The 21,321-nt window shown below is 67.6% G+C and carries 16 protein-coding genes; 8 read left to right on the forward strand and 8 right to left on the reverse strand.

Annotation, left to right across the window (positions count from 1 at the left end; translation table 11 throughout):
- Positions 1-83 precede the first annotated feature (83 nt).
- The 5 genes from ACPEH8_RS01490 (at position 84) to ACPEH8_RS01510 (ending at position 5,769) form a co-directional block, all read left to right on the forward strand.
- Complete coding sequence (locus ACPEH8_RS01490; protein WP_136004178.1) at positions 84-1,187, forward strand: polyamine ABC transporter substrate-binding protein; 1,104 nt, start codon at positions 84-86, stop codon at positions 1,185-1,187.
- Positions 1,188-1,319: 132 nt separating this feature from the next.
- Positions 1,320-2,453 carry an ABC transporter ATP-binding protein gene (locus ACPEH8_RS01495; RefSeq protein ID WP_017357072.1) on the forward strand — a complete coding sequence of 378 codons (1,134 nt, stop codon included), beginning with the start codon at positions 1,320-1,322 and terminating at the stop codon, positions 2,451-2,453.
- A complete protein-coding gene (locus ACPEH8_RS01500) occupies positions 2,450-3,361 on the forward strand; it encodes an ABC transporter permease subunit (protein ID WP_136004177.1) in 912 nt (303 codons plus the stop codon). Before ACPEH8_RS01495 ends, ACPEH8_RS01500 begins: the two co-directional genes overlap by 4 nt.
- Positions 3,358-4,203, forward strand: a complete 846-nt coding sequence (locus tag ACPEH8_RS01505) for an ABC transporter permease subunit (RefSeq protein WP_017357074.1) — start codon at positions 3,358-3,360, stop codon at positions 4,201-4,203. The genes ACPEH8_RS01500 and ACPEH8_RS01505 overlap by 4 nt, the downstream gene beginning before the upstream one ends.
- 201 nt (positions 4,204-4,404) lie before the next feature.
- The gene (locus tag ACPEH8_RS01510) at positions 4,405-5,769 is read left to right on the forward strand and encodes an NAD-dependent succinate-semialdehyde dehydrogenase (protein WP_423665865.1); all 1,365 of its coding nucleotides are present in this window, start codon (positions 4,405-4,407) and stop codon (positions 5,767-5,769) included.
- Between the two features lie 79 nt (positions 5,770-5,848).
- On the opposite strand, the gene ACPEH8_RS01515 is transcribed toward ACPEH8_RS01510, so the two are convergent.
- The 8 genes from ACPEH8_RS01515 to ACPEH8_RS01550 all read right to left on the reverse strand — a co-directional run bounded on the left by ACPEH8_RS01515 (position 5,849) and on the right by ACPEH8_RS01550 (position 12,520).
- Positions 5,849-6,847 carry a magnesium and cobalt transport protein CorA gene (locus ACPEH8_RS01515; RefSeq protein WP_017357076.1) on the reverse strand — a complete coding sequence of 333 codons (999 nt, stop codon included), beginning with the start codon at positions 6,845-6,847 and terminating at the stop codon, positions 5,849-5,851.
- Positions 6,848-6,862: 15 nt separating this feature from the next.
- Positions 6,863-8,125, reverse strand: a complete 1,263-nt coding sequence (locus ACPEH8_RS01520; protein WP_017357077.1) for a DUF4105 domain-containing protein — start codon at positions 8,123-8,125, stop codon at positions 6,863-6,865.
- An 8-nt stretch (positions 8,126-8,133) separates the two neighbouring features.
- Positions 8,134-9,015 carry an HlyC/CorC family transporter gene (locus tag ACPEH8_RS01525; RefSeq protein ID WP_017357078.1) on the reverse strand — a complete coding sequence of 294 codons (882 nt, stop codon included), beginning with the start codon at positions 9,013-9,015 and terminating at the stop codon, positions 8,134-8,136.
- A gap of 64 nt (positions 9,016-9,079) precedes the next feature.
- Positions 9,080-9,640 (reverse strand): hypothetical protein, encoded by a 561-nt coding sequence (locus tag ACPEH8_RS01530; RefSeq protein WP_051008651.1) that lies wholly within the window; start codon positions 9,638-9,640, stop codon positions 9,080-9,082.
- A 75-nt stretch (positions 9,641-9,715) separates the two neighbouring features.
- The gene (locus tag ACPEH8_RS01535; RefSeq protein WP_423665867.1) at positions 9,716-10,423 is read right to left on the reverse strand and encodes a hypothetical protein; all 708 of its coding nucleotides are present in this window, start codon (positions 10,421-10,423) and stop codon (positions 9,716-9,718) included.
- A 3-nt stretch (positions 10,424-10,426) separates the two neighbouring features.
- A complete protein-coding gene (ybeY, locus tag ACPEH8_RS01540; RefSeq protein ID WP_017357081.1) occupies positions 10,427-10,912 on the reverse strand; it encodes an rRNA maturation RNase YbeY in 486 nt (161 codons plus the stop codon).
- 56 nt (positions 10,913-10,968) lie between these two features.
- Positions 10,969-11,226, reverse strand: coding sequence for a hypothetical protein (locus ACPEH8_RS01545; RefSeq protein WP_423665869.1), 258 nt, complete (start codon positions 11,224-11,226; stop codon positions 10,969-10,971).
- A 310-nt stretch (positions 11,227-11,536) separates the two neighbouring features.
- Positions 11,537-12,520: a PhoH family protein gene (locus ACPEH8_RS01550; protein WP_153164385.1), complete on the reverse strand. Its 984-nt coding sequence runs from the start codon at positions 12,518-12,520 to the stop codon at positions 11,537-11,539.
- A 602-nt stretch (positions 12,521-13,122) separates the two neighbouring features.
- On the opposite strand from ACPEH8_RS01550, the gene ACPEH8_RS01555 reads away from it, so the two are divergent.
- The 3 genes from ACPEH8_RS01555 to ACPEH8_RS01565 are packed head-to-tail and all read left to right on the forward strand — an operon-like array spanning position 13,123 to position 21,311.
- The gene (locus tag ACPEH8_RS01555) at positions 13,123-16,350 is read left to right on the forward strand and encodes a type VI secretion system Vgr family protein (protein WP_423665871.1); all 3,228 of its coding nucleotides are present in this window, start codon (positions 13,123-13,125) and stop codon (positions 16,348-16,350) included.
- A 3-nt stretch (positions 16,351-16,353) separates the two neighbouring features.
- Positions 16,354-19,689, forward strand: a complete 3,336-nt coding sequence (locus tag ACPEH8_RS01560) for a phospholipase D-like domain-containing protein (RefSeq protein WP_136004173.1) — start codon at positions 16,354-16,356, stop codon at positions 19,687-19,689.
- Positions 19,686-21,311, forward strand: coding sequence for a hypothetical protein (locus ACPEH8_RS01565; RefSeq protein WP_262071635.1), 1,626 nt, complete (start codon positions 19,686-19,688; stop codon positions 21,309-21,311). Before ACPEH8_RS01560 ends, ACPEH8_RS01565 begins: the two co-directional genes overlap by 4 nt.
- Positions 21,312-21,321: the final 10 nt, after the last annotated feature.

Here is a 21,321-nt window from a genome sequence, read left to right on the forward strand (position 1 = left end):
ATGGGCGCGCGCCCGGTAGGCTGGCACCCGTCTTGCCGGTCCGGCCGGTTCCCCCATCTCGCACCTGACCTGTGGAGAGTCCGATGAAGCTGCGAATCCTCACCCTCGGCATTGCCGTGTCCCTGCTCAGCGCCTGTGGCGGCGGCAAACAGGAAGACGCCAAGGTGCTGAACGTCTACAACTACAGCGATTACATCGCCGAGAACACCATTCCGGACTTTGAGAAGAAGACCGGGATCAAGGTGACCTACGATGTGTTCGACAGCGATGAGATGGTCGAGACCAAGCTGCTGGCCGGTGACAGCGGCTACGACGTGGTGGTGCCGACGCTGAACTTCTTCGGGCGCCAGATCAAGGCCGGTGTGTTCCTGCCACTGGACAAGAGCAGGATTCCGAACCTGGGCAACCTCGACCCGGAGATGATGAAGCGCATCGCCCAGCAGGACCCGGGCAACCAGTACGGCGTGCCCTACATGATCGGCACCACCGGGATCGGCTACAACGTGGAGCTGCTCAAGCAGCGTTTCGGGGGCAGCACCGAGATCGCCAACAGCTGGGATCTGGTGTTCAAGCCGGAGAACATCGCCAAGATGAAGGACTGCGGCGTGACCATTCTGGACACCCCGTCGGACATGATCCCGATCGCGCTGCATTACCTGGGCGAGGATCCGCACAGCAACGATCCGGCCACCCTGCAGAAGGCGGCCGCGCTGCTCAAGAGCATCCGCCCGTACGTGCAGAACTTCCACTCCTCGCAGTACGTGGGCTCGCTGGCCAACGGCGGTACCTGCCTGGTGGTCGGCTGGTCCGGTGACATCATCCAGGCCCGTGACCGTGCCGCCGAGGCCGACAACGGCGTCACCGTGGCCTATTCGATCCCGCGCGAGGGCGCGCCGCAGTGGTTCGACATGCTGGCCATTCCCAAGGACGCCAAGCACCCGGAGGCCGCCTACGCCTTCATCAACTACCTGCTCGAACCCAAGGTCGCCGCGGCCAACACCAACTTCATCCACTACGCCAACCCGGTGACGGCGGCCACGCCGCTGGTGGACGCGGCCATCCGCAACGACCCGACCATCTACCCGCCGGCCGACGTGGCCGCCAGAATGTTCACCTACTCGATCAACACCCCGGAAGTGGACAAGCTCTACACGCGGCTGTGGACCGAGGTCAAGACCGGGCGCTGAACCGCCCCCGTCTGGTACACCCCTTCAACCGCCGGCCCTGTGCCGGCGGTGTCGGTTGCGGCCCATGACGCGGCCGCGACCGTTAAAATGGGATCCTCCCCCCGTCCCGACGCGCGCCCGGAGCCGCTCCCCATGCCACTAGAAGCCAAGCCGGAAGGCGAGGTCGTGCCGGTCCTCGAACCGGGCTATCTGTCCATCCGCGCGCTGCGCAAGGAGTTCGACGGCTTCGTCGCGCTTGACGACGTCAGTCTGGACGTGAAGAAGGGCGAGATCTTCGCCCTGCTGGGTGGGTCGGGCAGCGGCAAGTCGACCCTGCTGCGCTGCCTGGGGGGCTTCGAGACGCCCACCGCCGGCAGCATCGACCTGGATGGCCAGCGCATCAATGCGCTGCCGCCGTACCAGCGCCCGATCAACATGATGTTCCAGTCCTACGCGCTGTTTCCGCACATGACCGTGGAGCAGAACATCGCGTTCGGCCTGAAGCAGGACGGAATGGCGCGCGATGCGATCCGTACGCGCGTGGGCGAGATGCTGGAGCTGGTGCAGATGGGCAGGCTGGCCAAGCGCAGGCCGCACCAGCTCTCCGGTGGCCAGCAGCAGCGCGTGGCGCTGGCGCGATCGCTGGCCAAGGGGCCCAAGCTGCTGCTGCTGGACGAGCCGATGGGGGCGCTGGACAAGAAGCTGCGTTCGCAGATGCAGCTGGAGCTGGTCAACATCATCGAGACCTCGGGGGTGACCTGCGTGATGGTCACCCACGACCAGGAAGAGGCCATGACGATGGCCACCCGCATTGCGGTGATGGACGCTGGTTGGATCCAGCAGGTCGGCAAACCGGACGAGATCTACGAGCAGCCCGCCAACCGCTTCGTCGCCGAGTTCATCGGGTCGGTGAACCTGTTCGACGGCGTCATCGACGAGGACCTGCCCGAGTACGTCACGGTGCGCACCCCGCTGTTCCCGGCGCCGATCTATGTCGCCCACGGGATCACCGGTTACGAAGGCCAGCCGGTCGCCTTCGCGCTGCGTCCGGAGAAGGTGATGATCGGCAAGGACGAGCCCGAGGGCGCCACCAACAAGGCCCAGGGCGTGATCGAGGACATCGCCTATTTCGGCAGCCATTCGGTGTACCACGTGCGCCTGCCCAGCGGCGCCAAGGTGCTGTCCAACTTCGCCAACTCGCAGCGCTGGGCCAGCGACGGGCTGACCTGGGGCGACAGCGTGTGGGTGCATTGGCGCGACAACGACGGCGTGGTGCTCACCGCATGAACGCCACGGGCTGGAAGCGTTGGCTCCCCGGCACGCGCAGTGGCGTGATCGCTGCGCCGTACCTGTGGCTGCTGCTGTTTTTCGCGGTGCCATTCGTGATCATCCTGATGATCTCGTTCGCGCGCACCCAGGTCGGCTCGCCGCCGTACACGTGGCTGCTGGAGTATGTGGACGGCGCGTTCTCGCTCAATCTCAACCTCGGCAACTACGCCGCGCTGGTCAAGGACAACCAGTACGTGCTGGCCTACCTGAGTTCGATCAGGATTGCGCTGGTCTCCACACTGCTCACGCTGCTGATCGGTTATCCGATGGCCTACGTGATTTCGCGGATGTCGCCGGCCGCGCGCAACGTGGCCATGATGCTGGTGGTGCTGCCGTCGTGGACCTCGTTCCTGATCCGCGTGTACGCGTGGATCGGCATCCTGGACCGCAACGGCCTGCTCAACCAGTGGTTGATGAAGCTGGGCCTGATCGATGCGCCGCTGCAGATCCTGTACACCCCGACCGCCGCGTACATCGGCATCGTGTACTGCTACCTGCCGTTCATGGTGCTGCCGCTGTACGCCAATCTGGTCAAGCTCGACCATCGTCTGCTGGAGGCCGCCTATGACCTCGGCGCCAAGCCGTGGCGGGCGTTCCTGAGCATCACCCTGCCGCTGTCGCGCAGCGGCATCGTCGCCGGCTGCATGCTGGTGATGATCCCGGCGGTGGGCGAATTCGTGATTCCCGAAATGCTCGGTGGGCCGGACACGCTGATGATCGGCCGGGTGCTGTGGGGCGAGTTCTTCAACAACCGCGACTGGCCCACCGCCTCGGCGGTGGCGATCGTGATGCTGGCGCTGCTGCTGGTGCCGATCCTGGTCTTCAACCGCTTCCAGCAGCGCGAGCTGGAAGGGAAGCTGTCATGAGCATGGTGCGCGGCAACCGCTGGCTGGGCTGGGGCGTGCTGGGGCTGGGCTTTGCCTTCCTGTACCTGCCGATCCTGCTGTTGATGGTGTATTCCTTCAACGCCTCCAAGCTGGCCACGGTGTGGTCGGGGTTCTCCACCCGCTGGTACGGTGAGCTGTTCAACAACCGGCAGATCCTGGATGCGTTGTGGATCAGCCTGGAAGTGGCGTTCTGGACCGCCACGGCTGCGACGGTGCTGGGCACGATGGCGGCAATGGTGATGACCCGTTTCCGCCAGTTCCCGGGCAAGACGGTGTTCGGGGCGCTGATCACCGCGCCGCTGGTGATGCCGGAAGTGATCCTCGGGTTCTCGCTGATGACCCTGCTGGTGTCGATGGGCGGCATTCCCGGTTTCCCGAGCCGCGGCGTGGTCACAATCTGGATCGCGCATGTCACCTTCACCCTGTCGTTCGTAACGGTGGTGGTGTCCTCGCGCCTGCAGGAACTGGACCGTTCGCTGGAAGAAGCGGCGATGGACCTTGGGGCAGGGCGCCTGAAAGTGTTCTTCCAGATCACCCTGCCGATCATCGCACCGGCGCTGGTGGCCGGCTGGCTGCTGGCCTTCACGCTGTCGCTGGACGACGTGGTGATCGCCAGCTTCGTGGCAGGCCCGAACTCCACGACATTGCCGATGAAGGTGTTCGCCTCGGTGCGCATGGGCATCAAGCCGGAGATCAACGCGCTGGCCACCCTGATGGTGCTGGCGGTGTCGGTCGCCGCCGTGATCGGCTGGTACATCACCGCGCGCGGCGAGAAGCGCCGCCAGCGCGATCTGCAGATGGCGCTGCAGGACAAGGGGTGAGGCAACGGTCCTGCCAACCCAGCCACGCCGGCGCCCGGCAACGCACCCCACCATGCCCGCCCGGACGAAGCGATTGCCCGCGCTGTGGCTCTGGCTCCTGCGACGCCATGACGCACCCCGAGCCCGGCGCCCGCCAGCCGCGGCAACATCCGGATCACACCTCCGGGCGCAGAATGACGGTCTGTCTTCCGGAGTACCACGATGACCGTTGAAATCGTCAATCCCGCGACCGGCCAGGTCACGTACCGTCACGAACTGCTTGATGCCGTCGGGATCGAACAGCGTCTGGCGGCGGCGGCAACTGCCTTCCCGCTGTGGACGGCGCGCTCGCTGCAGGAGCGTGGTGGCATCCTGCGCGGCATCGCCGCGCAGCTGCGCGCCCGCAGGGATGACATCCAGCAGGCAATGACCGGCGAAATGGGCAAGCTCAAGGGCGAGGCGCTGGCCGAAATCGAGAAGTGCGCGCAGGCCTGCGAGTACTACGCCGACCACGCCGCCGATTACCTCAAGCCGCAGTTGATCGACACCGAGGCCCAGCGCAGCTACGTGCGCTACGAGCCGATCGGCTGCGTGTTAGCGGTGATGCCGTGGAATTTTCCGATCTGGCAGGTGTTCCGCTTCCTCGCCCCGGCGTTCATGGCCGGCAACGTGGCGCTGCTCAAGCACGCCAGCAACGTGCCGCAGTGCGCCGATCTGATCCTGGCGGTCTGCCGCGATGGTGGCCTGCCGGACGGTGTGTTCGATGTGCTGCATATCGACAACGACCAGGCGGCCGAGGTGCTGCGCGACAGGCGAGTCAAGGCGGTCACGCTGACCGGTAGTGAGCGCGCGGGGCGCTCGATCGCCGCCAATGCCGGCGACCAGCTCAAGAAGTGCGTCATGGAGCTGGGGGGCAGCGACGCGTTCGTGGTGCTCGACGACGCCGACCTGGACAAGACCGTCGCCGCCGCGGTGAAGTCGCGGTTCGACAACAGCGGGCAGACCTGCATCGCCGCCAAGCGTTTCGTGGTGGTCGATGCGATCGCCGATGCCTTTGTGGCGAAGTTCGTCGCGGCGGCCGCCGAGCGCGTCTACGGCGACCCGCAGGACGACAGGACCACGCTGGCGCCGATGGCGCGTGCCGACCTGCGCGATGAGCTGCACAGGCAGGTGCAGGCCAGCGTGGCCAAGGGCGCCACCGTGCTGCTTGGCGGCGAGCCGGTGGCCGGTTCGCATGCCGGTTACCCGGCAACCATTCTCGACCATGTGGCACCCGGCATGCCGGCCTATGACGAAGAGCTGTTCGGACCGGTCGCCGCGATCCTGCGCGTGCGCGATGATGCCGACGCGCTGCGCGTGGCCAATGACACCACCTTCGGTCTTGGTGGCAGTGTGTGGAGTGGCGATCCGGTGCGTGGCGAAGCGATCGCCAAGCGCCTGGAATGCGGCGCCGCATTCGTCAACGCCATCGTCAAGAGCGACGCACGCCTGCCGTTCGGCGGCACCAAGCGCTCCGGCTTCGGCCGCGAGCTGGCCGACCACGGCATCCACGAGTTCATGAACATCAAAACGGTCTACGTCGCCTGACGACGCGGGGCGAGGTGGCGGCCCGCAAATACGGGAACGGGCGTGGCCGGCATCTGCGGGAGCCGGCCAGCGGCCGACACTACAGCCAGCGTACGCGCTTGAACAGGCGGTACAGGCCCACGCAGACCGCGCCCACGCCGATGATCATCGCCGGGTAGGCCCACGGCTTGTCCAGTTCGGGCATGTGGGTGAAGTTCATGCCGTACCAGCTCGTGATCAAGGTCGGGGCCGCGAGGAGTGCGGCCCACGCGCCCAGGCGCTTGACCGTCTCGCCCTGGGCCAGGGTCACCAGCGACAGGTTCACGCTCAACGCGGTGCCCAGCATCTCGCGCAGGGTGTCGATCACATCGCTGATGCGCACGGCATGATCGTGCACGTCGCGCAGGTACAGCTTGACCTCGTCCGGCACCAGTTCGCCCTGGTAGCGCTTGATCTGCGAGAGCATGTCCTGCAGCGGGGCCACGGCCATGCGCATCTTGTTGAGGTCACGCTTGAGTTCGTACAGCCGCACCACGGTCTGGCGCTTGTAGCGGTCGGCGAAGATGTCCTTCTCCAGCAGCTCCAGCGTGTCGCGGTAGCGCTGGGTGATCGGCAGGTAGTTGTCGACCACGAAATCCAGCACCGCGTACAGGCAGTACGAGGGCCCCATCCGGCGCAGCAGCTCCGGCTCGCGTTCCACCCGCGCGCGCGGCGCGGCGTAGGACAGCGACGCGCCGTGGCGCACCGTGACCAGGAAGCGCGGGCCGAGGAAGGCATGGGTCTCACCGTATTCGATGCGCTCGTCGACCATCTGCGCGGTGGTGACCACCACGAACAGCGAATTGCCGTACGCCTCCACCTTCGGACGCTGGTGCGCGTTGCGCGCATCCTCGATGGCCAGCGAGTGCAGGCAGAACTCTTCCTGCAGCTTCAGCAGCACGCGGTCGTCAGGCTCGTACAGGCCCACCCAGACGAAGCCGTTGCCGCTTTCGATCACGTCGCTGATCGCATCCAGGCTGATGTCGTGGCGCTTGCCCTGGTCGTCGTAGTGCACGCAGTTGATGACGCAGGCGGGATTGGCGATCGGGACGGTCTGCATGGCGGGCATCGTGCGTCAGCGGGTCGTGACGGGCAAGTCACGGCGGCCCAGTGCCCAGGCCAGGGCGATGTGGATCGGCAGCAGCAGCACGATCCACTGCAGGTTGTACTGCGCCTGCAGGGTCAGCCAGTGCAGGACCAGGCCCAGCCCGGACAGCAGGGCCACCGCCCACAGCACGGCGCGGAAGCCGCGCCACGGCTGGCGGCCGCGCAGCAGGCTGATGGCGCCGGGCAGCAGCAGCAGGCACAGCGGCGAGAGCTGCAGCAGGTTGCGGTTGGCCCACGCAGCCTGGTGGGCACTGAAGCCCCACAGGTAGGTCAGCAGCGCACCGGCAATGCCGCAGAACAGCCAGAACGGCAGCGCGATGCCGCCCAGCCAGCGCCGCCGCGCACGCAGCGCCACCACGCCCGCGGCGGCAATCAGCCCACACAGCAGCCAGGGCCACCAGCGGCGTGCCGATTCGGCCGGCTCCGGTGCGATCCGGTGCGGCAGCAGCACCTGCTCGGCCTGCACCAGCGGGCGACCGTCGCTGTTGCGCGCCTGGCGGAGCGCATCGGCCAGGCGCATCGGCACGAACGCTTCCTGCCAGCGCGACAGCGGCGCATCGGCGAACGGTCCCAGACCGATATCGAAGCCCAGCCACATCCAGGGCGACGGCGAGGCCAGCCGCACCGATTCGCTGCGGTAGGTGTTGCCGCGCGAGCGCCCGGACAGCTGTGAATGCAGTCCGCCGCCGAGGGCCTGGTCGACCGCGTCGCGCACCATCGTGGCGCAGTTGGCGGTGTAGTAGTCGTAGTGGTAACGCGCGTTTTCCGGCTTGGCGCGCTCGGCCAGCGAAGCGGCCAGTGCGCGCGCCTGCTGCGGGTCCAGGTCCAGCCACTGGATGCTCGCGCCGCGGCCGCTCTCGCGGTAATAGGACAGGTCCTGCTCCAGCGGCAGCGCCACCAGGTAGTACATCATCTCGCCGCGCACGAAGCGGCCGATGAAGTCCGGTTCGGACGGATCGAAGTAGCCGAAATTGTAGGAAGTGGCCGCGCCGGTCACCGGGTCCACCACCACCAGCGCATCGTGGCCGAAGCGCTCGAAGAAGATCTCGCCCGGCTGCATGGTCACCACGCCGATGCGCGGTGCGGGCGTGGCAGGGTCAGCGGCGACAGGCGCCGGCGGCGGGGCAGGGGCCTCCTGGGCCAGCGCCATCGACGGCAGGCTGGCCAGGGCAAGTACCCACGACAGGAACAACAGGCGGCACAACGGCCACCGCATCAGCAGGGGCCGCATGGCGTGGGTCAATCCTCGTCCTGTACGTCGGGGGCCAGCACGGTCACGTGGAAGGCCTGCACCCGGCGCGCATCGGCACGCGCCACCCGGAACACGAAGCGGTCCAGGGTCAGTTCGTCGCCGGTTTCAGGCAGGTGGCCGATGGCTTCGGTCACCAGGCCGCCGATCGTGTCGTAGTCATCGTCGGGGAAGGCGGCGCCGAAACGCTCGTTGAAATCCTCGATCGGGGTCAGCGCGTCGACCACGTACTGGCCGTCGGCCTGGATCGCGATCTGCGCGGTGTGGTCCTCGGCCTCGTCATGCTCGTCGTCGATCTCGCCGACGATCTGCTCCAGTACGTCCTCGATGGTGACCAGCCCGGCGACACCGCCGTACTCGTCGACCACGATGGCCATGTGGTTGCGCGAGAGCCGGAACTCTTTCAGCAGCACGTTGAGCTTCTTGGCCTCGGGGATCAGCACTGCCGGGCGCAGCAGCTCCCGGATGTTGGCCGGCCCGTTGTCGGCCACCACGCCGCGCAGCAGGTCCTTGGCCAGCAGGATGCCGAGGATGTCGTCCTTGTTGTCGCCGTGGACGGGGAAGCGCGAATGGCCGGATTCGACCACCTGCTTCATCAGGTCCAGGAAGGGCGCTTCGACCGGCAGGGACACCATCTGCGAACGCGAAATCATCACGTCGCCGACGGTGAGCTCGGCCACCGAGATCGCACCTTCCATCATGCGCAGCGTGTCGGCGGCGATCAGGCCGTCTTCCTGTGCGGTGTGCAGGACCGCCACCAGCTCGTCGCGGGTGTGGGGTTCGCCGGAGAAGGCAGAGGTCAGGCGTTCCAGCCAGCTGCGCTTCTTCTCAATGTGCTCCACGGAGGAGCTGCTACTGTCGTCTTCAGACATCTCTGGAAAAAAGGCACCCGGCGAGCCGGGCGTTGGATTTAGTCTAGCAGGATGCGCGGCGCTGTCAGCGCCCCCCGGCAGGGGCCGCATTCACCGACGGGACGGGCAGGGCGGGTGGCGGTTCCGGCGCCTCCTCCTCCGGCGGCAGATCCAGACTGTAGGTGCAGCCGGCAAGGGTCTTGCCCGGGTGGCTCTTGACCGTGGACAGACTCAGGATCACCGACTCGATCTGCGCCTCGCCGGTCCTGGGGTCGGTCACATCGCGACTCACCAGCTCGCGGCCGGCCATGAACTTGTCCGGGCTGTCGACCGCGGTCTCCAGCGCCAAGCTGCCGGCCAGGGGGCGAGGGTCGGGCAGGTCCAGGATCGCCATGATGCTCGCACCGGCCACGGCGACGTACTCGGTGCGCTGGCCGAACACCGTCAGCGGGGCGGCCAGGCGGAACTCGGTCATGAACTGGTTGGTCTGCGGCAGTGGCTGCAGGCCGCTGGCCACCGCCTTGAGCGGGTCGGCGACCACCGGGGCCACGGCGGCGTAGTCGGCCACGCTCTGGCGGCATTCGATCAGGGCCGGCAGGTCCAGCGTGGGGGTGGCGCCGTCGGCGGCCAGCGGCAGCAGGCCCATCAGGCCGGCCAGCGCGGTGGAAAGGTGGGGCATCACGAGGCTTCCATCACAAACGACAACGGCGACAGGCGCCGATCATGGCATTCCCGCCGTCGGCGCAGGGGCGCGCCGCCAGCGGCCCAGCGCCCAGCCGATCGCGGTCAGCAGCAGGAACAGCAGCGTCCAGTGTGACAGCCAGGCCTGCACGTTCAGCGCGCCTGCCGCGATCCGCCACAGCGTTGAACCGCCCTGTTCCAGCTGCACGGCCGCCGGCGGCAGCAGGCGCACGCACAGCACGGCCAGGCCGAACAGGCCACCCAACTGGACGGCACTGGCGCGGAAGAACGGCTGCTGCTCCGGCGTCGGACGGCCACGATGCAGCGCCCGGTACACCGTGCGCCATGCCGAAGGTGCGGTCAGTACGGCGAGCAGGCCGAGCACCATCAGCGCACTGACGCCGCCCGGGCTGTGGGTCGGCTCGGACGGACCCGCCAGATACCGGGGCAGCACGAATCCGACCAGCTGGCTGGCCGCCAGGCTGGTGGCGCAGGTCAGGGCGATGGCGAGGCGGACGCGTCGCTGCGTGGTGGCGCTCAACCGCGCCCAGGCGGCCCGCCAGCCACGACGGGCCGGCGCCAGCAGGGCGACCGCCAGCACGGCCAGCACCGCGCAGATACCGAAACGCACCCCGCCCAGGCTCGACGGCGCCATCAGGAAAACCAGCGCGCACCCCAGCAGCGCCAGCACGAACAGCGCCGCCGGCCAACGCGCGGGGCGGCGGTCGAACAACGGTTCGTCGCGCATGGTTCAGCGCTCGCCGGCGTAGGGGTCGGCGATGCCGAGTTCAGCCAGGATCTCGCGTTCCAGTTGCTCCATCGCATCGGCTTCCTTGTCGTCTTCGTGGTCCCAGCCCAGCAGGTGCAGCACACCGTGCACGGTCAGGTGCGCGTAATGCGCGTTCAGCGCCTTGCCCTGTTCCACGGCCTCGCGGGCCACCACCGGCGCGCACACCACCAGGTCGCCCAGCAGCGGGAACTTGACCCCCTTGGGAAGGCCCTCGGGCACGTCGGCGGGGAAGCTCAAGACGTTGGTGGCGTAATCCTTGCCACGGTAGTGCCGGTTCAGCGACTGGCCCTCCTTGGCATCGACCAGGCGGATGGCCAGGTCGGCTTCACGGATGCGGCCCTTCAGCGCGGCGGCCACCCATTTGCGGAAGCTCACCGCCGAGGGCAACCCGGCACGGGGCAGGGCGTAGCTCACGGCGACATCGAGGCGGACAGGACCCTTGGTCATGGCGATACCGGCATTTCAGAACAGTCAGGAACCGACAGTATCGCGCGTGCGGGCCGTCACTGCGACGTCCAGTCCGATGCCTGGTAGTGGATCGGAATGACATCGGCCCCGACGGTGTGTTCGGCGATGCCGGCCGCATCGGCCGAGAGGTGGCAGCTGTACCCCTTGTGCGCCATCACCTGGCGGCTCAGTTCGGCAGCGGACTGCGCCGGTGTCGCGTTGACGTCGAGGTTGATGGTCGCGTTGGCGCAGCCGCCGACGTTGACCACCTGCATCGCCGGCACCAGCGCGCGCGGCACGGCCGGCGAGTGCATCGTCGGGCGCCATCCGCCCGGCGGCATACACGTACACGTTGACCACCACGTCCGGCTGTTCCTTCAGCCGATACAGGAAGCTGGCACCGGCCAACCGCTTGTCGGGATCGTAGCTGCTGCGTTCCAGGGTGAAGCCGCCGGCCGCGTGCGGGGCAACGACATAGCGGGTGTCGACGTATGCCTGCGGTGCCGCCGGCGCTTCGGCGGCTGCCGTGGCTACTGCCGCAAGCGGCAGCAGAACGAAGACGAGCCTCTTCCGTGGATCAGGCATGGCACTCCCTGTGCGCGCGGCGATAGAGCGGGTCTGCGGCTACTCCGCGCCCGGTTTCACCTGCTGCAGGTCGCGGCGATCATAGGCGCTGACGATGCGCGCCACCAGCGGATGGCGCACCACGTCACGCGCCTCGAAGAAGGTGAAGCTCACCCCTTCCACGTCGCGCAGCACCTCGATCGCGTCGCGCAGACCGGACTTCACGTGCTTGGGCAGGTCGGTCTGTGTAAGGTCGCCGGTGACCACCGCAGTGGAGCCGAAGCCCAGCCGGGTCAGGAACATCTTCATCTGCTCCACGGTGGTGTTCTGTGCTTCATCCAGGATCACGAATGCGTCGTTGAGCGTGCGTCCGCGCATGTAGGCCAGCGGCGCGATTTCGATGATGTTCTTTTCCAGCAGCTTGAGCACCTTTTCCACGCCGAGCATTTCGTACAGGGCGTCGTACAGCGGGCGCAGATAGGGGTCGACCTTCTGGCTGAGGTCGCCGGGCAGGAAGCCCAGCTTCTCGCCGGCCTCGACCGCCGGGCGCACCAGGATCAACCGCTGCACGCGCGATTCGTTGAGCGCCTCCACCGCACTGGCCACGGCCAGGAAGGTCTTGCCGGTGCCGGCCGGGCCGATCCCGAAATTGATGTCGTGGGTGGTGATCTGGTGCAGGTAGCGCGCCTGGTTGGCGCCCCGCCCGCGCACGGTGCCGCGCTTGACCTTGATCGCCACGTCCTGGGCCTCGTACGCGCGCTCCACCACGTGCTCCACGTTGGCCCGGTTCAGGCGCAGGTGGATGGCATGCGCATCGAAGCTGACCTCGGCCGCTTCGGCAAACAGCGCCTCGATGAGCGTCTGCGCCTCCTCGACGACGGCCTTCGGGCCGGTGACGCGGAACACATGCCCCCGGTTGGCGATCTCCACCCCGAGCTTGAGCTCGATCTGGCGCAGGTGTTCATCGAAGGGGCCGGCCAGGTTCGCGAGCTGCTCGTTGTTCTCCGGGGCCAGGGTGAAATCGCGTTGGGACAGTGCGGTCATTGCGTCTGGCGGCCCTCGATCCAGGGACCGGGCCGCGGGCAGGGAAAGGGGCTACAGAGTAGCGCGCGCTCCGGGTGCCTGCCAGCGCCGCCGGTTGTCCACACCGGGTGTGGAGGTCTCGTTGGCAAAGCTGTGGATATCCATTGGCAGCCCTTGTGCGGGCAGGCGGAAACAGCGGTGGTGAAAAAACCGCCGGTCGCGTCGCCGGTTGTCCACACAGGATGTGGACCTGGAGGCGATCAACCTGTGGATAGCATGGCAAGCGCCTTGTGCCGCAGGGCATGTGGCCGGGTGGTCAGGAAATGACCAGTACAGCCCCGCGCGTGAGGCGGATTCGCGTCAGGGATTTCTGACTTTGGCGTAAGAATTGCACTAAGGGTTTCACCGGAACCCGTGCGGGGCGGCCATCTGCGATATTCTTGCGCCGGGCAGACCGGTCGCCGGATGCGCTCATCGCACAGGGGGTGCGTGGGCCATCCCGGGTGCGACGCTGTTCGCAGAACATGGAGGTGCACGATGGCAGTCCACGAACCGGACCGCCGTGGTGCACGTTGGTTTCGGGACCAATGAGTCGGCCGGATGGCCGCGAATGGACGGGTACGATGCAGGATGCAGTCGCAGTGTTTTCCGCGCTGACGGGCGTGGCAGGAATGGACGGGGAAAGCCGCCCGCATCGCCTGGCGCTGGCCGCCGGCGCGCCGCTGCTGGTGGAGCGCTGGTGGGGTCACGAGCAGTTGTCGGACGGCTTCGAATGGTGGGTCGATGTCCTCGCCACCGATGCCGATCTGGATCTGGATGGCTGGCTGGGCACAACGGCCACGCTGCGCTCGCGGCAGACCGGTGGCCACGACGCGGTGCGCAGCGGCGTGGTCCGCGAAGCGGCCTGCATCGCCGCCGATGGTGGCCTGGCCCGGTATCGCCTGTGTCTGGTGCCCTGGACCTGGGCGATGGGCCAGGGGCGGCACAGCCGGGTGTTCCAGGAACGCACGGTACTGGAGATCCTGCAGAGCGTGTTCGAGCCGTACAGCGCGCATGCCGCCTGGCGGGTCAGCGATGAAGTGGGGGACTTCCTGGCGGCAGTGCCGGCGCGCAGCTACTGCGTGCAGTACCGCGAGTCGGACCTGGACTTCATGCAGCGCCTGCTGGCCGAGGAAGGGCTGGGCTGGCGCATCGAGGAGGACGAAGGTGCTCCGGCCGGCCACGCGCTGGTGGTGTTCGCCGACAGCGGCGCGCAGGCGCAGGACGCCACTGCCGAACGTGACGGTGGGCTGCGCTTCCACCGCAGTGATGCCACCGAGGCCACCGACAGCGTGCTGGCATTGGGCCGTACCCAGCGTGTCGGGGTGACCCGGCTGGTGCTGGCCAGCGACGACTACGTGTCGCGCCAGGCCCGCCAGGGGCAGACCCCGGTGCTGGCGGCGCAGCAGGACGGCACCGCACTGGAAGACTATGCCCCGGTGGGCGCCTACGCCTTCGCCGGCCGCGCCGCGGCCGAGCACTACAGCCGCCTCGCCGCGCAGGCGCACGAATCGCGTGGGGCGTCCTGGCTGGGCAGCAGCACCGCGCCCAGCCTGCGCACGGGGACGTGGTTCGGCGTGCGCCAGTGGCCGATGGCCGACCGTGGCGGTACCCCGTCCGTGCTGGTGACCCGCGTGCTGCATCAGGGCAGCAACAATTTTCCCACCGCCACGCGCGAGGCACTGCAGCAGCGCCTGGGTGAGCCGATGCCGGCGTCGAGCGGCACCGATGCAGAGCGCTTTGCCCGCCTCCAGGCCCGCGCCGAATCGCTCGGCTACGCCAATGCGTTCGACGGCGTGGATCGTGGCCAGCCGTGGCGCCCGGCGCGCGAGGATGGCACCGGTCTGCGCCTGAATCCCCGTCCCATCGCGCCGGGTTACCAGACCGCGCGCGTGATCGCGGCCGACGGCAGCGACACCGGCGAGGTGTCCTGCGACACGCTCGGCCGGATCAAAGTGCGCTTCCATTTCCAGTCCCCGGGCAGCGGCGACGACGGCAGTGCCTGGCTGCGCGTGGCGCAGCGCTACGCCGGCCCGGGCGTGGGCAGCCAGTTCCTGCCACGCGTGGGGCAGGAGGTGCTGGTGGCCTTCCTCGAAGGTGACATCGACCGGCCGCTGGTGGTCGGTGCGCTCTACAACGGCCGCGGCGAAGCCGGCGTTGCCCCGACCCCGGCCGGCGCTTCGGCGTCCTCTGATCTTGCGGCCTATGCGCAGGCAGGCGACACCCGTCCCAGCGCGCAGGGCAACCTGGCCGGTGGCCACGCGCCGGCCTGGCATGCGATGGGCAAGGGGGACGACGCGCACCGCAACGCCGCCGCGCTGTGGGGCATTCAGTCGCGCGAGTGGCATGGCGAAGGCCATTCGCGACTGGTATTCGACGACAGCGATGGCCAGCTGCGGCTGCAACTGGCCACCACCCACGCCAGCTCCCAGCTCAACCTCGGCCATCTGATCCACCAGGCCGACAACTTCCGCGGCAGTCTGCGCGGCGAAGGCAACGAACTGCGCACCGATGCCTGGGGCGCGGTGCGTGCGCGCGCCGGCCTGTGGCTCACCGCGCAATCGCGTTCGGCACAGGCGCCGGCCGGCGAAGCGGCGGCGCAGGCCGCCCTGCTGACCCAGCTGCGCGACCTGGGCAAGGCGCAGGACCAGGCCGCCAGGACGCATCGCAGCGTGGTGCTGGCCAGCCATGCCGGCGTGGCGGGGCAGGGCGACGAACCGGCGCCGCTGGCGCAGCTGCTGCGCAGCACCCGCACCACCGTGGGCGGCGACGCCTTCGACACCGGCCGCACCGATGCGCCGGCATTCGCCAGCGATGCCGGCCCCGGGCGGCTGCCGCATACCGGTGAGCCCACGCTGGGCCTGTCGGCCAGCGCCGGCATCGCCCAGGTCGCCGGGCAGAGCCTGCACTGGGCGGTTGGCGAGGTCCTCACCCTGGCCAGCGGCCTGGCGTCCGAAGGCATCGTGCAGGGCAGCGCACGCCTGCACGGTGGCCAGGCGCTTGGCGCACTGGCCGCCACGATGGGCACGCCAACCGGCAACAGCCTCAGCGTGGTCAGTGGCCTGGGCGAGCTGGTCGTGCAGGCCCAGGACAACCGGATACTGGTGCAGTCGCGGGCCGGCCTGCGCATGGCCAGCGCGTCCGCCGCCGTCGAGCTGGCAGCACCGACCACGTTGCACGTGGCCACCGCTGGCGGCGCCAGCATCACCCTGGAAGGCGGCAACCTCACGGTCACCTGTCCAGGCACCATCACCGTCCATGCCGGCAGCAAGTCGTTCGTCGGCCCGACCAACCTGACCTATCCGCTGCCAACCATGCCGCGCAGCGAATCGCCCGAGGTGATGCCGACCTTCGCCTTCCGTCTGCAGGATATTCCCGGTCCACAGGGCGTGGCGCTGGCCGGCCAGCCGTGGAAGATCGTGCGCACCCGGCAGGCCGCCACCGACACCCCCGACAACCTGCACGCGGTGGACGCCGACGAGTGGGTGGAGGTGCTCAAGGAGGGCAGCGCCGACGGCGACGGCAAGGTCACGTTGGACGATGCCGACTGCAAGGCGGTCTGGGATGCGGTGGCCCGCTTCCCGGGGCGCCTGTATCTGGTGCACGGCATCGACGCGATCCCGCTGCAGATGCGTCAGTTCAGTACCGGCCCGGGTGTCCGCGAGATGGTGGAAACCCTGGATGCCAACAACTACAGCAAGGATCTCCAGCTGCTGCCCGACAGCGACGCGCTGCGCGCCATCCGCCATCGGGTCGAGTACGAGTTCCAGTCCCGTTTGACTGCTGCGCCCAAGCAGCGCAAGGAGATCTGAGTCATGGCCGATGGGACCAACACCAGCACCGTCGCGCGCAACGCGCTGACCTGCCAGACCGGCCAGCAGAGCACGTCCAGCGGTGATTACTATGCGCCGCCGGATCGGCAGTTCGCACCGGTAAGGCATGGCAATGCCGTGCAGTCCTATACCGACGGCCGTTCGGCCATGCATGCGATGGCCGAGGCCATCCGCGGCGCGAAGAAATTCATCTTCATCGCCGACTGGCAGATGAACTTCGATACCGAGCTGACCGGGCGCGGAGAGAGCCAGCACCGCGGGCGCCTCAGCGAACTGCTGTTCGACGCCATCAACCTGCGTGGCGTGGACGTGCGCGTGCTGCTCTACGACAGCATCGAGGCGGCCGCCTACACCCATGAAAACGAAGCCCGGACCGCGCTGTACAAGATGCGCGATGAAAACACCCCGGGCAACATCGAAGTGGGCCTGCACAACCCGGCCACCGGCCGCTCCGACGCGTTCAATATTGCGTTCTCGCACCACCAGAAGATCCTGGTGATCGACGGCAGGATCGGTTTCGTCGGCGGTCTGGACGTCGCGCATGGCCGCTGGGACGATGGCAACTTCGACGTGGTCTGCGACCCGGCGCTGCATGTCATCAACGATCACTACAACAACAGCGTGACAAAGGCGCGCGGCATGACCCAGGACGAGTGGGAGCTCACCCGCGACATCATGGATACCGGCCCCGACGCCGCCGGGCGCAAGCGCCCGGGGTTTGCGGCGGCCTATCTGCCCAACATGGCCACAGCGATGGACCTGCTCAAGGAGCAGTGGGAGAAGGGGGCCGCCCTGGCGGAAATCCTCGACTACGCCGACAAGGCCGGCATTCCCGACGCCGCCGAACATGCGGTGACCGAGAAGATCCGCGGCCTGGTCATTCCGGGTTACTCCACCGCCACCAGCCTGGTCCAGACCCTGGGCACCCTGCTGGAGGGCATCCAGAAAAGCCTGGCGCAGGCCGACCTGAAATACTCGGAGGTCCTCGCCTCCGGCAACCGCAGCTACGACGAACTGGGCAAGGGCAATGTCAGCGGCGCGGCCGACCATGCCTTGAATGCGGCCAAGGCCTTCGTCGACATCCAGGCCAAGGGCTTCATGGCGCGCTGGGATGAGCTGAAGGCGACCGTCGAGGCCGTCCGCGAGACCGGTGGCAAGGTGATCGACCGGGCGGGTGACTACATCGATGATCCGTCTGAAATCGGCAAAGACGTGGACAAGCTCAAGGCGGCTGCGCTGGACGCCCTGCAGAAGGCCAAGGATGCGTTCCTGGCGTTCGAGAAGTGGCTCAACGAGCCCATCGACCGCGCGCAGATGCTGCTGGATCCAGGACGCCACGCGCGCATGCCCTGGCAGGATGTCCACGCCCGGCTGGAAGGTCCGGCCGTGTTCGACATCTGCCGCAATTTCATGCACCGCTGGAACGCGATGGTCTGGCAGAACCAGCGCGGCGACCGGGCGGCGGGCCAGAAGATCCGCGACGCCACCAATGCGGGCATCCGAACGGCCAACAGCATCGGTGCCGCCATTCCCGAACAGGTCTCGTTGGCACGCGGTCGCGAACTGACGCCGCTGTCGGGGAAATGGCTGGAGGCGATGGGTGGGCGGCAGGCACTGTTCGGCGACGTATCGCGACGCGGCACCGCGGGTGGCATCACCGTGCAGGTGGTCCGCTCGTCCGGTACGGCGCTGCATACGATGGAACGCGACGCCTGCAGGGAGCACGGCCTGGACATGAATGATGCCGGGTTGAGCCCCTACTGGGACCGGAACCAGCCCATGCGCTCCATCCAGGATGCGATGCTCAACTGCATCGAATCTGCGCAGGCCTATGTCTATGTGGAGACCCAATTCCTGATTTCAGACTGCGGCTTCTCCGATGCCGAACCCGGGCGAAAGCTGGACACCATCATCACCGGCGGCCGTCGCGGCGAATTGACGCCGGCGCAGGACAAGAAGGCCAAGATCGCCGACCGCGGACTGGGCGCCACCCAGGGCGTCGCCGATCGGCTTGGCGCCGGCAACGCGATCAAGGACATCCGTGAATTCCGGCAGGGTCAGCCGTCCGCCGCGCACAACAAACTGGTCGCCACCCTGGCGTCGCGCATCATCAAGGCGATCGGCTGCGGCCAGGACTTCCACGTCTACGTGACCTTGCCGGTTCACCCGGAAGGCAGTCTGTTCGATGGCGCGGTGCTCAAGCAGCAGTACTGGGTGCAGCAGAGCCTGCTGCGGGGTCGCGACAGCCTCATCCGGCAGATCGCGCGCGCGCTGGTGGCACGCAAACTGAAGATCCGCCGCGAGAGCGTGAGCGAAGCCGATCTGCGGGCAGCGGTCGCCGAAGGTGGCTGGAAGGACTACCTGACGATCCTCAACCTGCGCAGCTATGGCGTGTTGAAGGACACCAACCACGACAATTACCGCAGCGCGCCGCCAACCGCCGAGGGCAGCAACGCGAATCCGCCGCTCTATCTGGTCACCGAACAGTGCTACGTGCACTCCAAACTGCTGATCGTCGACGATGCGGTGGCGATCATCGGCAGTGCCAACTGCAATGACCGCAGCCTGGAAGGCACTGGCGACACCGAGATCGCGGCCGTCATCGTGGACACGGAGAACAGGGTGCGCAATCTGGGCAATGGCGCGATGGTGGTGACGCGCACGTTCGCCCGCGACCTGCGTCTGCGGCTCTGGAAGAAGTTCCTGGGCAAGTCCATCGAGACCGGCCCTGTGCTGGGGCGCGTCGCCAAGGACCTGGGCTACACCAATGCGGCGGGGAGCGCCTATCACCCGCCGATCCTGCCGAGTAAGGGCGACGTATCCTTCATCGAACAGCCGGCCAGCCGTGCGTGCTGGACCGCCATCCAGAAGCTTGCCGACGCCAATGCGGCGGCGTTCGAGGAGGTGTTCCAGAACGTGCCGCGCAACAGCATGGGCACCTACGATGCGGTGTTCCAGGGTTTCGCCACGGCCGGCATGGACGAGAAGCGGGAGAAGGTCCGGCGCTACATCTACGCCCAGCCGTCAGATCTGCAGGCCGGCTACATGTCGGTGCCAAGTGTGATGGACGGCGAGGTAACCCGGACCGTGGGGCGTCACAATGTCAGCAAGGGCCTTGCGCGACTGCGTGATGGTGTAAACGCGGTACAGGGGTTCTGGGTGACCATGCCGCTGGAGTGGGGGCACAACATGGACGACCCGGCCGCCGCAATGCCCAACCAGATCATCGCCGCCGTGCCGCCGCACCGTGGCATCAACGACGAAGGAACACGCATGGCATCGGTCAACCCGATCAAGACGGGCACGGAGCAGGTATGAGATTCAGGCGCTGCGTGACGGGGGCGGTGTCGATCGCACTGGGAGCGGTGGCGTTCCAGGCGACGGCCGCCTGTACGGACCGGACCGACCCGCTGGCGTCGCCCGTCGCAGGTGTGACCCTGGTGTTCAACGACGGCGCCGCCGCGCGGGTAGCGCTGCAGCACGGCCAGATCCAGGAAGACGGCCGTCTGCGGCAGCCGGCATTGGTGCCGTCCGCCGCCAGGCTCCCGGCGGGCCGGTTCGGTCCGGCCGAGGGCCAGGTGGTCTATCTGGAATCGGACGACAAGGGCGGCCGGCGCGTGTGCCGGCTGGAGCAATGGGAAAGCCGGGTGTACAGCCCCCTGGAGCGCGCGCAACCGGATGGAAAACCCGGTCTGCGTCGCGACCCGGCCGGCAAGGTGCAGGCGGCTTCCTCGCGTCCCATGCCCGGGCAGCAGCGAAATCCGATCCTGGCCAAACTGACTCCCCACTACTTCATGACCCGCGTCGATGCCTTCTTCTACGACGCGGGTGGGCACCTGGTCGAGGCGCGCATGCATGAGACGCCGGAAATCACGGTGGCCAGCAATCACGCCGCGCGCTCGGTGGTGGCTGACCGGTTGACCTTCTGTGCCCGCTACGACGCGCAGGGGCGGATGACGATGGCCAGCGGCCCGAGCGAGGCAGTGAGCGTCCAGCCGGGTTTCCAGTGCAGCCAGGTCGCGCCGGACACGGCGGCGATGACCACGTATGCCTATTATCCCGACGGTACGCTGCTGTCGCAGCTTCGCACCCCGGGTCCCGGGCAGGCGGACGACGACACGGCGTCGCAGCCGCCGAGCGCGCGCGGTCGAGGGCAGGGCAACGCGTGGCTGAAAGACAAGGACGCCAGGCGCCAGGAGGCACTGTTCAATTTCATTCCGAAGCAGGGCATCTACACGTTCGCCACGCATGACATGGGATTTGCCACCTTCGATGCCCAGCCGCCTTACGAGCAGCGCAGCACGGATGGCAGCGCCAAGCTGGCATATGACTTCCCGACCCAGCCTGTCCCGCTCTCGGTCATCGACGATCAGTTCGCCTCGCTCGACAGATACCCGCGCATCCGCACCTACCCGCATCGCAGCGGTTCCACGGTAATGGAGTTCTTCGATGCCAACCGCCGCGCACCGCGCCAGCGTCAATGGCGCGGTGCCGACCTGAACCGCCAGGAGATGTATGGCGCGGACGGCAAACTGACCCGGGTGATCCACTACGGGGGCATGCCGCAGGAAGTTGCCAGGGAAGATCTCAAGCGCTACGCCGAAAGCGGCGTGCTGAAGGTCACGCCCACCACCAGCGGCTACGCCAGCTATCGCGTCTACGACTACGACGCCACGGGCAGGGAGCGCCTCGTCTTCGTCTGCTGGCAGCACGATGTGCCGAGCAACAGGCCGTTGCGTCACTTCCCGTGGTGGACGCCCGATCCCACGCCCAAGCGCAGCAAGGAAGATGCCCTGATCTATGGCATGAAGAACGTCGCCAACCGCTGCGGCACGCCGGACGGAAAGATGCTGATCCAGGGGCTGGCGCAGATCAATGCGTACATGGCCAAGCAGTACGGCTACGACGTGGAGAAGCTGAGCTACGACGAGGTGCGGTAAGGCATCGCAG

Origin of the sequence: Stenotrophomonas sp. NPDC077461 (genome assembly GCF_049545475.1) — a bacterium.
GTDB lineage: Bacteria > Pseudomonadota > Gammaproteobacteria > Xanthomonadales > Xanthomonadaceae > Stenotrophomonas > Stenotrophomonas nematodicola.